The sequence below is a fragment of the uncultured Lactobacillus sp. genome, assembly GCF_902491705.1.
Taxonomy (GTDB): Bacteria; Bacillota; Bacilli; order Lactobacillales; family Lactobacillaceae; genus Lactobacillus.
This window is the reverse complement of sequence record NZ_CABUIW010000063.1, coordinates 1-12529: the sequence shown is the minus strand read 5'-3', so window position 1 is coordinate 12529 and position 12529 is coordinate 1. Positions and strand designations below refer to the sequence as shown.

Here is a 12529-nt window from a genome sequence, read left to right as displayed (position 1 = left end):
ATTTAGCCATAATAAAACCCCCGAAATTCATGTCCGAATTTCGAGGGTCACCACAAAGTTCGGATAGAATTTCGAGGGTTTTGTATTCTGTTCGAGAAGAATAAGATATAATTTTAGTGGTTAAGTTATTAGATTAAGAAAGGGAAAACAAAAGATGGAAAAATTTTGTCCAAATTGTGGGACAAAAGTAGATCCTCAAGTGGATTTTTGTCCAAACTGTGGTTATAGTTTCAAAAATGCAAGAGCTAAGCAAAATACGGAGGAGAACTTACATCAACAAATAGCACCTAAAGTGCCAAATTCTTCTCAAACACCTAGTAATGGAAAAAGATCTTCTAAGAATAATAAAGTTTTCATAGCTTTAGGAGTAGTTATAGTTTTATTAATTGCTCTTGGTGCATATGAACGGCATTATTATAATTCTACTAATCAGGTGAATAGAATTATTGATACCATTCGCAAAGGCGACAATAACAAATTAGCTACATTGGTAACAACAGAAGATTCAAATGTAAAAATCAATTCTAATTCAGTTAAATCGATTACTAATTATTATAAGAATAATCCCAGTGGATTAACTATGCTACGTAATACTTTAGCAAGTGGTGGAAATATTAAGTGGATTAGTTTGGTACAAGATGGCAAATACTTTTTACTGTTTCCAAAATATAAACTAGACGTAGTTAGCTATTCACCTACTATTGAAACCAATCATTCTAATAGTAAAATCTATATAAATAATAAGTATGTTAAAACGGCAAAGTTAAGCGGTGAAGATTATACAGCTAAAGTTGGTCCTATGCTTGGTGGTAAATATGATATAAAAGTCCAAGCAACTGCTTCAGGGCATAAATTATCGACAGATGCTAGTGTTAACCTTTGGGATGAAAATAAAGTCTATAATTGCAATATTAAGACGGCAGATTTAGCTGTATTAGGGCCTAGTGGCGGTAAAGTTTATATTGCTAATAAATATTGTGGCAAGCTCAGTAAAAACGGAGTTTTAGATTTAGATGATTATCAATATAACGACGAAACTACAGCTTATATTAAATATGTTTCTCGAGGTCAAACTTTTGTCTCAAAAGAAGCTAATATTGAAAATGCAGTAATTAATAAATCAGAAGATGACTCAGATGATTCTGAAGATTCAGATGATTTAATTGCAAAAGCTCAAGCTAAAACAAATGATTATGATTCTAAATTGACTAATATAGTTCCTGAATTTGCGGGAGCACCCAGTCTTGATGATGTTAATGACTTAATCAAAAACTGTTTTAAAGATACAGATTCAGGTGCATTTGTTGATGGTAAAAATAATAAGTACTACATTTCGTTTAATAAAATGTCGAATGCATTTGATGATTCAGATAAAATTAATGATTGGGAAGTAGAGCCAGACGTTTATAATGTTTATCCAATAGAAAAAGGAATTTATGAATGTGATGCTAAAATAGATTATGAATTTGATCATGAAAATGATATTCATATTCAAGTAGCACATTATCCTCATATAACTTTTAAGAAGGATAATGGAGAGTTTAAGATCTTATCTGTTGGTGACGGTAAAATTATCTATGACCAAACTAAGAAAGATTAAATAAAAACAAAAAGGAGTCAAATTTTTGACTCCTTTTTTATTGGCAAAATTTAAAGAGATATTTATTTTAAAATACCTAATTTTTCTTTTAGCAGCAGGACTTTTCTAACAGAATTATCAATTTGCTTTTTACTGATTGAACCATTTCGTACTGCACTCTTGATAGCAGGGATGCCTGTTTGATAATTGCCACCCAAAAGCATATCGTTGCCAGCTTTTAAAGCTAGGACATCAGCATTGACATGATGTTGCTTTGCGTACTGAGTAATAGCACCCATTTGTAAATCATCAGTGATCATTAAGCCATGATAATTTAATTTGTTACGAAGCAATTTATGGACGGCAGGAGAAAGTGAAGCGGGCAGTTTAGCATCAATATCTTTGATCACGATGTGTGAGATCATAATGCTGTCGACGCCAGCTTTAATTCCTGCTTTAAAAGGTAATAAATCTTCTTTTTCGTATTCAGATAGTGGCTTATTAATTTGCGCAAAACCAGTATGAGTATCACCAGCATCGCCATAACTAGGGAAATGTTTAAGACAGCTTGCAACTTTTTGGTCCTGAATACTTTTTACTGCAACAGGAATATATTTAGCTGTTGTTTTGTAATCCTGGCCTAAGGTTCGTTTAAAGATAAAACTATTTTTATCTTTGGCTACATCAGTAACAGGGGCAAAATTCGTGTTGATTCCGTTTTGACGTAAAATCTGAGCTACTTCTGTATTTTCTTTTTTAATGCCTTTTAATCCGTCGGCATTATAAATATCTTGTGGACTAGGATATTTTCTCTGTGAAATATCAGGATTAGTGTCGATCCTAGAAACAGTTCCACCTTCTTGATCAGTTGCAATTAGAAGTCCATGATCGCTGGCTTTTTGATAATTTTGCATTTCTTGATCAAACTGCGACTTAGTTCTATTGGTGTAATCAGGAGCAAATAGGGTAGTTCCACCTAAATGGTACTGATTAATGTCTTTCTTCATTTGCTTATAATCACCGGTACTATGAGCAAAATAAAGCTGACCAATTTTTTCATCTAGAGTCATATGTTTAAAAATTCTGTCAATTTTACTTGGTTTTTTCTTCTTCTTTTTAATGACTTTAATCTTTTTAGAACTAAAAGATTTTGCATTGGATTTTATTTGATGGCTGCAACCAGCTGCTATTAATGCTACAGCAGTTAATGCAGTAAAAAATAATATTTTTTTCTTCATGATACGTCCTATTCTATCATGTTCATTTTAGTTGAAAAGTAAAAATTATGTAGAGAAAAAAAGAACCAAATCATTAGATTTGGCTCAATATTATGAAAACTTATTTTTCTAAAGCGTCTTCAACTTCTTTGGTACGACATACCAAGACATCGCAGTTTGCAGTTCTAGTAACGTATTCAGTAACACTACCAATAAGCAAACGTTCAACAGCATTTAACCCAGTTGCACCAACAACAATTAAGTCAATGTTGTGTTTCTTAGGAAATTCATGACCAATGATTGTCTTAGGTGACCCGAACTCAATTGAATAATGAGAATCCTTAACACCAGCCTTAACAGCACGTGCTTGGTAATCCTTCATTCTCTTTTCAGCATCTTTAGAAACTTGTTCGACCATTGCAGAATCAAAACTAGAAACGTTTTGGAAAGAACGGGTATCGATTACGTGTAAAATTTCCAAAGTTGCATTGTTACGCTTAGCGATGGCTACGGTTTTGCTGAAAGCTAAATCAGCTTCTTTTGAACCATCTACAGAAACTTGAATATTTTTATATTGTGAAAGCATTTTCTAAACACCTCTTCCTAACATCTATTTTACCAAAAATTTGCTTATTATTAGGAATATATTATTCTTTATTTCCAGTAATTGATAAACCAAAGGTCAGGATGGTTAGGGATGCAAGGAATAACGTGATCAAGTTAAGGTACTTGTTTCCCATAAATAAAATAATAATTCCAATGACGCTTTCGGCTAATAAAGCAATTGAGGTCCATTTTAAAATGTTGGCCATGCGAGGATCGCCACCAACATCGAAAATTAAGAAATGACCATTTCTTCTGTGCCACATGTACCAAGAGGTAAGCAACAAAAGAAAAATAAAAATGATCATAACAATTTTAATTACCATGAAAAAATCTCCAGTTACAGAAAAAGACGGTCAATTAAGACCGTCTCATTTAATATTCTAAAAAAATCCGAGTTGACTAAACATAGCATAATGACGCTTGTTGAACCCGCAGTGTTCAAAATTTGAGTTGACGTCGCAGCGAATATGGATCTTGCGACAAGGCAATATTCCGATTCGGTAGTTATTCGCCAACTCCCACGTCTTATAGTTTGATCGGTCAACTTTATACATTTAAGCTTGTCGATCAACTCAGATCACTTATTATGATAAGGGATAAGGGTATGTTTGTCAATAAAATCAATTTAGATGAATATTTAACTTTAATGCTTGTTTGATAGGTTATCAGACTGCATTTGTTTTAGGTTTTGATAAACCGCTTTGTAACGTTGTTCAACTTTAGAATTACCTTTAGGTTGGAAATAAGTAGCTTTAGTCAAATTATCAGGCAAATATTGTTGAGCTACCCAATCATTTTGATAGTCGTGAGGGTAGAGATAGTTGACTCCATGACCCAACTTTTTGGCACCAGAATAGTGTGCATCTTTTAAGTTGGCAGGGATCGACCCAATCTTTTTATTGCGAATGTCGCTAAGTGCATTATCAATTGCGGTAATAGCACTGTTACTTTTAGGTGATAATGCAAGCTCAATTACGGCATTAGCGAGTGGAATTCGTGCCTCAGGTAAGCCCACCATTTGAGCAGCTTGAATAGCTGTTATTGCACGCTCAGCGGCAGCAGGATTAGCTAGGCCAATATCTTCATAGGCGATTACAGCCAACCGACGGCAAATAGAAATTAAGTCGCCTGATTCAATTAATCTAGCTAAGTAATGTAAAGCCGCATCAGTATCTGAGCCACGGATTGATTTTTGAAAAGCAGAGACAAGATCATAATGCCCATCACCAGATGCATCAAAGTTTTGAATTTTCATCTGAATAGAGTCGGCCATCTCTTTTTGGGTAATTAATATAGTAGAATCGTCTTTCTTTTCATTTTTCAATTCTTGCTTTGTAGAAAGAACTGCTAATTCTAAGCTGTTCAAAGTAGCTCTTAAGTCACCGTTGCCTTTTTCAATTAAAAGCTGGCGTGCATCATCGGTCAAAGTAACATTATATTTGCCTAAGCCATTTTCTTTATCAGTTAATGCACGATCAATTGCGCTTGATGCATCGCTACTGGATAATGGCTTTAATTCAAAAATTTGACACCGTGAACGAATAGCAGGGGAGATCGAAATGTAGGGATTCTCGGTAGTTGCACCAATTAAAATAACTTGTCCTGATTCAAGTAGTGGCAATAAAAAGTCTTGCTTAGTTTTATCTAAACGGTGAATTTCATCAAGCAATAATACGACAGTACCGCTCATTTTGCCTTCTTCGGCAACTTGTTGCAATTGCTTTTTGCCGTTAGTAGCCGCGTTAAGCTTTCTAAAGGCATATTTAGTTGAACCGGCAATAGCACTAGCAATACTAGTTTTACCAATGCCAGGAGGGCCATAGAGAATCATTGAGGAGAGAAGACGTGCTTCAACCATTCGACGAATGATTTTTCCTGGACCGATTAAATGTTGCTGACCGACAACCTCATCCAAATTTTTAGGTCGCATACGGTATGCTAAAGGTTTCATTATTTATCACCATGGAATAAATGATGCCAGAAACCCTCATGTTTTTTGCTTGGTGCGTCAAGTTCTGTTTTAGGCATTTCTGGTGCGTAAACTTGATTAATTTCAATTCGTGAATGATTAATTGCAGTTTTTGCTACTACCAAAACAGCAGTGTCCTCAGGACCTGTTTTGGCAGTTTCATTATTAACTAAAGTAAAAGGAATATCTTCCTTGCTGCAATCTGCTTCAACATCACCTAAAAAGCCATCATCTGTAATATTTCCATTAATTAAAATAGTATATCCTTTGAAGTCATCGATATGTTTTAAAAATAAAGAAGTTAATTCAGGATTTTTAACTTCAGTATTGTTTAAACGCACTAAAACGCGTTCACGTAAAGATCCTAAATAACGTCTACGTTCATCAGGTTTGGTTTGGGGCGTAATACCTTGGGCAGCCTGCTCAACCCGTTTGTTCAAGTCTTCAGTCATGCTTTTCATCCTTTCTATGTAGTCAATTGTATCAAAAAAAGCCTTTCCCACAATGGGGAAAGACTTTCGACAAAATAAAATGTAAAAATTAAAGTAACTTGTTGTAGTATTCAACAACGAGTGATTCATCAATTTCTGGTTCCATTTCGTCACGTTCTGGTAAACGTACAAGAGAACCTTCCATCTTGTTGTCATCGAATGTAACAAATGATGGACGTGCAGTAACTGCATCTAAGGCATCCTTAACTTGTTGCAAGTTCTTTGACTTTTCCTTCAAGCCAATTGTTTGACCAACTGAAACTTCGTATGAAGGAATGTCAACACGCTTGCCATCAACAGTGATGTGACCGTGGTTAACTAATTGTCTAGCTTGTTCTCTAGTAGTAGCTAAACCAAGGCGGTAAACGATGTTGTCCAAGCGACGTTCAAGCAAGATCATGAAGTTAACACCGTGTTGACCTTCACGAATCTTACCAGCGCGGGCAAACAAAGTTCTAAATTGACGTTCGTTTAAGCCGTACATCCAACGTAACTTTTGCTTTTCGTGCAATTGTTGACCGTATTCTGACAAACGACCACGTGAGTTAGGACCGTGTTGACCTGGAGCGTAGTTACGACGAGCTAATTCCTTACCAGTACCTGAAAGAGAAATACCTAATCTTCTTGAACGTTTCCAACTTGGACCTGTATATCTTGACATAAAAAATCCTCCATAAAATTTATAATGATAATTTTTGGAGTAAAATATTACGAATAAGTTCAACATTCGTGCATCTTGGATTTACATTTTCGCCCAATGCAGCGCGGGTTACTCGTTCACTAAAGCGTTTCAAGATGTTGACGTTCTTGTCACTTATTGCTGCAAATATTTTACACGCATAGTATTATATATACTTCAGAATAATAAATCAAGAAATAGGACAGCTTTTTTACATCTTCAGACTATGTTTTGTTATAATCATAGTAGTTTTGGAGGATAAACAATGTCATCAATTCAAGCTATTATTATAATTGCCGTTGTCATCCTTATTATAGTCATTATCGCGCTTATGCTTTGGATCAACCGTACACAATTGCGTGCGATTGAAGTGATTGATGCAGCAGTCAATGAGATTGAAAAAATGCATCTGGAAGAAGATATTACACGATTAGATAAGATGGATTTGGCCGGTGAAAGTCTAACTACATTAAATACTTGGCGCAAAAGCTATAATGAAGCTTCAACTAAAAAATTGCCACGTGTAGATCAATTAGTTGAAGAAGCAGCCCAAGAAAATACTAATTATAAGCTGTTTAAGGCTAGAAAAAAGATTAAAGAGGCTCAAGAAATAATTAAGCCAACTTTAGAAGATGCTCGCAACACTAAAGCTGTTTTTACAGAGCTACTTGAATCCAATAAAGAAAATCAAATGCAATATGATGCTTTGATTAAGGTTTATTGCGAACTTAGAAAAAATATTTTGGCTAGCTCTTTTGAATATGGTGTTGCTATTGATCAAATTGAAGATCGGCTTGCATCAATGGAGAGCGACTTTGAAGAAGCTAAGAATCTTTCTTCTCAAGGCGACCATGTTGAAGCAAAGCGGGTACTATCAAAGATCAGAATGGCTTTAGGTGCTTTGCAAAAGCAATTACCTAAGATTAAAGAAAGCAATCACCAATTAGAAGTTGTTTTTCAAGATCAATTGTGCGAATTATCTGATGCTTATAAAAAGATGGTTTCAGAGAAGTACTACCTTACTGATATCGATGTTTTGCAAAGAATTAAGGATATTCGCGGTGAAATTGACGAAGCTAATAAATTGCTCTCGGAAACTAAGGTAGATGAATTAGCTAAGTTAAATAAAAAGATCTCCAGAGAAATTGATGAACTTTATAATGTTTTAGCTAAAGAATACAAAGCTCGCCCATTTGTTGAAAAGAACGAAAACAAGATGTTGACTTTGATCGCACATCAACAAGCTGCTTCAAAGAAATTAGTTGAAAAATTGCAGCACATTGATGAGAGTTATGAATTAACTCACGGTGAACTTGAAAAGAGTAAAGAGCTTGAAAAAGAAGTTAACAACATGAATCGTCAATACACTGTTGATACACAAAACATCGCAGATGGTAAAGGCGTTTATTCAGTAATTCAAGCTTCATGGCTTCAAATGCTTAATCGCTTACGTGAAATTGATCAAGAACAAGCTAAGATGTCAACTGATGTTGATGGCTTATATGATTCAGAAAATGTGGCTAATGATTCTATTAAGCACTTTAAGCAAGAAGTTTCATTAGTTTACCGTCGTCTTGAAAGACGAGACTTGCCAGGCAATCCTGATAGCCTGGTGCAAATGTACACCTTGGTAGTTAATGAAATTGGTCATGTTAGTGATGAATTAAGTCAAGTTAGAATTAATATGGAAAAAATTGCTAATGAATTAATTCAAATTTCTGATGATGTAGAAAGACTTAAGCGTGAAGCTAATGATATTATCAATTCTGCGAATCTGGTTGAAATAATAATGCAGTATTCTAATAAGTATGCTGATAAAAATACAATTAAACAAGCTCAGCATCTTGCTATGCAGCTCTATAATGAATATAACTATAAAGATGCGCTAGATACCATCGCTACCGCAATTGAAAAAGTAGAGCCAGGTAGTTATCAACGTCTTGAAAATGCATATTATTCAGAACAAAAGAATAAATAATTGAAGCATTTAATTATTTAAGCTAAAATTTAATAGTCATTAAACGGTCAAGTGATTGGCCGTTTTTTTATAAAGGGGTAATATTTGTGATTTACTTTGATAACAGTGCAACAACTAAGATAGATCCTCAAGTATTGGATACTTATAATAAGGTGGCAACTAATATTTGGGGCAATCCTTCCAGTTTACATAAAATGGGGGACCGTGCTCACCAATTGCTTGAAGCTTCTCGCAAGCAGATTGCTGAATTATTGGGTGTAAAGCAACACGAAATTTTCTTTACCTCAGGTGGTACAGAATCTAATAATGCAGCAATTAAGGGAACTGCTATTCAAAAGCGTGAATTTGGTAAGCATATCATTACTTCTAGTGTTGAACATGCTTCAGTTGCTAATAGCTTTACAGCTTTGGAAAACTTGGGTTGGCGCGTAACTCGACTTCCAGTAGATAAGGAAGGTAGAGTTAACGTTAATGACTTAAGAAATGCAATTGATTCAGATACAACACTAGTTTCAATTATGGGTGTAAATAACGAGATTGGTACTATTCAACCAATTGATGAAATTAGTGACTTACTTGAAAATTATCCAACAATTCAATTCCACGTGGATAATGTACAAGCATTAGGCAAGAATATTTGGGACAAAGTCTTTACTCCAAGAGTAGACTTATCTAGTTTATCTGCCCACAAGTTCCATGCACCTCGTGGTATTGGTATTCTTTATAAAAAAGAAGGCAAGATGCTTAGTCCGCTTCATGATGGTGGTGGACAAGAAAAGGGCCTTCGTTCAGGTACTGAAAACTTGCCAGCAATTGCAGGTATGGCTAAAGCTATTCGACTTTTGCTTGAAGATGAACCTGAAAAAGCTGCTAGAGAAGCTGCAATCAAGGCAAAAATTGTTGACTACTTAAAGCAAAAACCAGGTATTGATATCTTTTCACCAGTACAAGACAATTTTGCACCACATATTCTCTGTTTTGCCTTAGAAGGCATTCGCGGTGAAACTTTAGTTCATACACTTGAAGATCAAGATATTTATACTTCAACTACTTCTGCTTGTGCTTCAAAGACAGCAGATGAAGCAAGTACCTTGGTTTCTATGCATATTGATGATAAGATTGCTACTAGTGCAATTCGTTTGAGTTTTGATGAAACGAATACGCTAGAGGAGGCAGATGAATTTATCAAGGTCTTCGATAAGATCTATAATCATTTCGCTAAAATTAATCATTTGGGAGATAATTAATGGAATATACAGAAGTTATGGTCCGTTATGGGGAACTCTCAACTAAGGGGAAAAATAGAAAAGACTTCATCAATCGTTTGGCAACTAACGTTGAGAGAGTTTTGAAGGATTTCCCTCAAATTGAATTTCACCCACGTCATGACCGGATGCACATTATTTTAAATGGCGCACCATTTGCGGAAGTAGATAAGCGCCTTAAAAAAGTATTTGGTATTCAAACCTACTCACCTGCTATTAAGATTCCTAAGACTTTGGAAGATATTGAAAAGACTTCCTTGGAATTGATGAAGGAAACTTTTAAGCCAGGAATGACTTTTAAAGTAAATACTAAACGTAGTGATCATAAGTTTGAATATGATACTAATCAACTTAACAACCTAGTTGGTGACTATTTATTCGATAATATTGATGACCTGAAGGCTGAAATGAAGCACCCTGATTTAGTACTTAGAATTGAAGTACGTCAAGATGCTGTCTACATTTCTAACCAACTTCTTCATGGTGTTGGAGGGATGCCTGTTGGTACTGCTGGTAAGGCTGTAATGATGCTTTCAGGTGGTATTGACTCACCAGTTGCTTCATGGCTTGCATTGAAGCGTGGTGTAGATATTGAAATGGTTCACTTCTTTAGTCCTCCATACACTACTGAAAAGGCTTTGGCTAAGGCTAAGGAATTAACTGGTATTTTGGCAAACTATGCAGGTAAGATTAACTTTATTGCTGTTCCATTTGCTGAAATTCAAGAAACTATCAAGGAAAAGTTGCCTGAAGGTTACTTGATGACTGTTCAACGTCGCTTTATGTTGCAACTTGCAGACCGTATTCGTGCAATGCGTGGCGGTTTGGCAATCTTTAACGGTGAATCAGTAGGTCAGGTTGCTTCTCAAACTTTGCAATCAATGGTTGCAATTAACGACGTAACTACAACGCCAGTTATCCGTCCAGTAGCTACAATGGATAAGACTGAAATCATTGCTAAGGCTGAAGAAATTGGTACTTTTGATCTTTCAATTCAACCATTTGAAGATTGTTGTACTATTTTTGCTCCACCACGTCCTAAGACTAAGCCAAAGCTTGATAAAGCACGTGAATATGAAGCACGTCTTGATGTTGAAGGTTTGATTCAAAGAGCTTTGGATGGTATTGAAATTACTCCAATTTATCCAAACCAAAAGTTCTTGGATGACAAGGCACAAGAAGACGCAAGTTTATTGTAGGAAATTAGCTAGAAGTTGTACTTCTAGCTTTTTTTGTAGGTGAAAAAATGAGAATTGACAAATATTTGGCCAATATGAATGTTGGCTCAAGAAAAGAAGTTCATCAATTAATAAAAAAGGGCGTAGTTATGGTTAATGGTAAAACTGTAAAAACACCGAAAGAAAAAGTTGATGATCAAGATACAATTACAGTAGATGGCAAGGAAGTAGCTTACCAAAAATATCATTACTTTTTATTAAATAAGCCGAAAGGCGTGCTTTCTGCAACTGAAGATCGCAGTCAAAAGACAGTTATTTCACTGCTTGATCCTAAGGATCAATATCAAGGAATTGTACCTGTCGGTAGACTAGATAAAGATACGACAGGATTGCTTTTGTTAACCAATGATGGGCAATTAAACCATGAATTGCTGGCTCCAAATAAGCATGTTGCTAAAATTTATCGTGCTCAAATTGCAGGTGTTGCAGATGAAGAAACAGTCAAAACTTTTGCATCTGGTATGACACTAGGTGATGGCACTAAATTGAAACCTGCTAAGTTGAAGATTTTGAAGCAAGATAAAGAAAATGATACTTCTGAAATCGAAATTGAAATTAGTGAAGGAAAGTATCATCAAATTAAGAGAATGTTTGGTGCGGTAGGGATGAAAGTTACAGCACTGGATAGATTATCGATGGGGAAATTAACTTTGCCAGCTGATTTAAAGCGTGGAAAGTACATTGAACTTAGCTTGGATGAAATTGAAAAGATAAAATAATGTGCAATTATGAACATTTTATTTATTTAAGGTGGTTGATGAAGTAAGTTATTAATGAAATGTATTTTGTGAGGAAGAATGACGAAAATGAAAAAATCATTTAGATATAGTTTAATTGCAGCAGCATTAATGGCAGTTGCACCAATAGGTGCTGGAATCATCAATGAACCTGCAACTGTTCAAGCAGCTCAAAAGATTTACGGTAAAGGTAGTAAGTATACTGTGCCAAAAAGTTTGCGCGGCACCTGGTACACTACTAGTTCAAATGTAAAATACAAGACAGTTCGAATTGGAGCGCACAGTTTTAATGGCAAAACTGTTTACCATCAAAATAAAAAGGCAATTCCAGATAGCATTTATAATCCATCAACTAAAGCTCAAATGAGTGAGCAAAGTAGATTGATGAATGCAACTAAGAATATTGTGGCAGGTTATTATACTAAGCGAGCAAATGGAAAATACTTTACCTTCGCACCATGGATTGGCTTTGAGCAATGGGATATGTTTAAAGCAAAAACAATGAGAAAAAATGGTAAGACTATTAAGTATCTTGACTACTCAAATGGTTATGCAGGTGCTAAGTATTTTAAAAGTAGAAGCTTAGCTAGAAAATATTAAAAAATCAAAGAAAGTCATCCTAACTGTGAAGTGGGACCTAAAAAGTAGACATTTTAAAACATAGGATTAATAGAGGCTTGATTCCGATATTCTTTCGGAGTTAAGCCTTTTAATCTGCTCTTTATCCTTTCTTCGTTATAGTATTTGATATATTCCTCTATAGCTTGAGC

Annotated in this window: 13 protein-coding genes; 6 read left to right on the top strand and 7 right to left on the bottom strand. The window is 35.1% G+C overall.

Annotated elements, in window-relative coordinates; genetic code table 11:
* Positions 1–154 precede the first annotated feature (154 nt).
* Positions 155–1600: a zinc ribbon domain-containing protein gene (locus tag RDN22_RS09870; protein WP_308557876.1), complete on the top strand. Its 1446-nt coding sequence runs from the start codon at positions 155–157 to the stop codon at positions 1598–1600.
* A gap of 62 nt (positions 1601–1662) precedes the next feature.
* Here the strand turns inward: RDN22_RS09870 and RDN22_RS09865 are convergent, their stop codons facing one another.
* From RDN22_RS09865 to rpsD, 6 genes are all read right to left on the bottom strand, one after another.
* Positions 1663–2817, bottom strand: coding sequence for a glycoside hydrolase family 3 N-terminal domain-containing protein (locus tag RDN22_RS09865; RefSeq protein WP_308557874.1), 1155 nt, complete (start codon positions 2815–2817; stop codon positions 1663–1665).
* Between the two features lie 100 nt (positions 2818–2917).
* Positions 2918–3382, bottom strand: a complete 465-nt coding sequence (locus tag RDN22_RS09860) for a universal stress protein (protein ID WP_308557873.1) — start codon at positions 3380–3382, stop codon at positions 2918–2920.
* Between the two features lie 61 nt (positions 3383–3443).
* Complete coding sequence (locus RDN22_RS09855) at positions 3444–3725, bottom strand: hypothetical protein (protein ID WP_308557871.1); 282 nt, start codon at positions 3723–3725, stop codon at positions 3444–3446.
* A gap of 320 nt (positions 3726–4045) precedes the next feature.
* Positions 4046–5353, bottom strand: a complete 1308-nt coding sequence (locus tag RDN22_RS09850) for a replication-associated recombination protein A (RefSeq protein ID WP_308557870.1) — start codon at positions 5351–5353, stop codon at positions 4046–4048.
* Positions 5353–5823 carry a YueI family protein gene (locus RDN22_RS09845; protein WP_308557868.1) on the bottom strand — a complete coding sequence of 157 codons (471 nt, stop codon included), beginning with the start codon at positions 5821–5823 and terminating at the stop codon, positions 5353–5355. The genes RDN22_RS09850 and RDN22_RS09845 overlap by 1 nt, the downstream gene beginning before the upstream one ends.
* A gap of 88 nt (positions 5824–5911) precedes the next feature.
* Positions 5912–6523, bottom strand: coding sequence for a 30S ribosomal protein S4 (rpsD, locus tag RDN22_RS09840; protein WP_308557867.1), 612 nt, complete (start codon positions 6521–6523; stop codon positions 5912–5914).
* 283 nt (positions 6524–6806) lie between these two features.
* On the opposite strand from rpsD, the gene ezrA reads away from it, so the two are divergent.
* From ezrA to RDN22_RS09815, 5 genes are all read left to right on the top strand, one after another.
* Positions 6807–8519 carry a septation ring formation regulator EzrA gene (gene ezrA / locus RDN22_RS09835; RefSeq protein WP_308557865.1) on the top strand — a complete coding sequence of 571 codons (1713 nt, stop codon included), beginning with the start codon at positions 6807–6809 and terminating at the stop codon, positions 8517–8519.
* Between the two features lie 86 nt (positions 8520–8605).
* Positions 8606–9766, top strand: coding sequence for a cysteine desulfurase family protein (locus RDN22_RS09830; RefSeq protein ID WP_308557864.1), 1161 nt, complete (start codon positions 8606–8608; stop codon positions 9764–9766).
* On the top strand, positions 9766–10983 hold the full coding sequence (thiI, locus tag RDN22_RS09825) for a tRNA uracil 4-sulfurtransferase ThiI (RefSeq protein WP_308557862.1): 1218 nt from the start codon (positions 9766–9768) through the stop codon (positions 10981–10983). The genes RDN22_RS09830 and thiI overlap by 1 nt, the downstream gene beginning before the upstream one ends.
* Before the next feature lie 47 nt (positions 10984–11030).
* A complete protein-coding gene (locus tag RDN22_RS09820; protein ID WP_308557861.1) occupies positions 11031–11741 on the top strand; it encodes a pseudouridine synthase in 711 nt (236 codons plus the stop codon).
* A gap of 87 nt (positions 11742–11828) precedes the next feature.
* Complete coding sequence (locus RDN22_RS09815; RefSeq protein WP_308557859.1) at positions 11829–12359, top strand: hypothetical protein; 531 nt, start codon at positions 11829–11831, stop codon at positions 12357–12359.
* 53 nt (positions 12360–12412) lie between these two features.
* Here RDN22_RS09815 and RDN22_RS09810 read toward each other — a convergent pair.
* Positions 12413–12529, bottom strand: a 117-nt coding sequence (locus RDN22_RS09810; protein WP_308554877.1) for an IS3 family transposase, incomplete at its 5' end; no start/stop codon positions are given.

Bases quoted from the DNA above. Each gene is read 5' to 3' on its own strand.
- RDN22_RS09870 (WP_308557876.1), top strand. From the start codon at position 155: ATGGAAAAATTTTGTCCAAATTGTGGGACAAAAGTAGATCCTCAAGTG.
- RDN22_RS09860 (WP_308557873.1), bottom strand. From the start codon at position 3,382: ATGCTTTCACAATATAAAAATATTCAAGTTTCTGTAGATGGTTCAAAA.
- RDN22_RS09855 (WP_308557871.1), bottom strand. From the start codon at position 3,725: ATGGTAATTAAAATTGTTATGATCATTTTTATTTTTCTTTTGTTGCTT.
- RDN22_RS09845 (WP_308557868.1), bottom strand. From the start codon at position 5,823: ATGACTGAAGACTTGAACAAACGGGTTGAGCAGGCTGCCCAAGGTATT.
- RDN22_RS09820 (WP_308557861.1), top strand. From the start codon at position 11,031: ATGAGAATTGACAAATATTTGGCCAATATGAATGTTGGCTCAAGAAAA.
- RDN22_RS09865 (WP_308557874.1), bottom strand. From the start codon at position 2,817: ATGAAGAAAAAAATATTATTTTTTACTGCATTAACTGCTGTAGCATTA.
- thiI (WP_308557862.1), top strand. From the start codon at position 9,766: ATGGAATATACAGAAGTTATGGTCCGTTATGGGGAACTCTCAACTAAG.
- rpsD (WP_308557867.1), bottom strand. From the start codon at position 6,523: ATGTCAAGATATACAGGTCCAAGTTGGAAACGTTCAAGAAGATTAGGT.
- ezrA (WP_308557865.1), top strand. From the start codon at position 6,807: ATGTCATCAATTCAAGCTATTATTATAATTGCCGTTGTCATCCTTATT.
- RDN22_RS09815 (WP_308557859.1), top strand. From the start codon at position 11,829: ATGAAAAAATCATTTAGATATAGTTTAATTGCAGCAGCATTAATGGCA.
- RDN22_RS09850 (WP_308557870.1), bottom strand. From the start codon at position 5,353: ATGAAACCTTTAGCATACCGTATGCGACCTAAAAATTTGGATGAGGTT.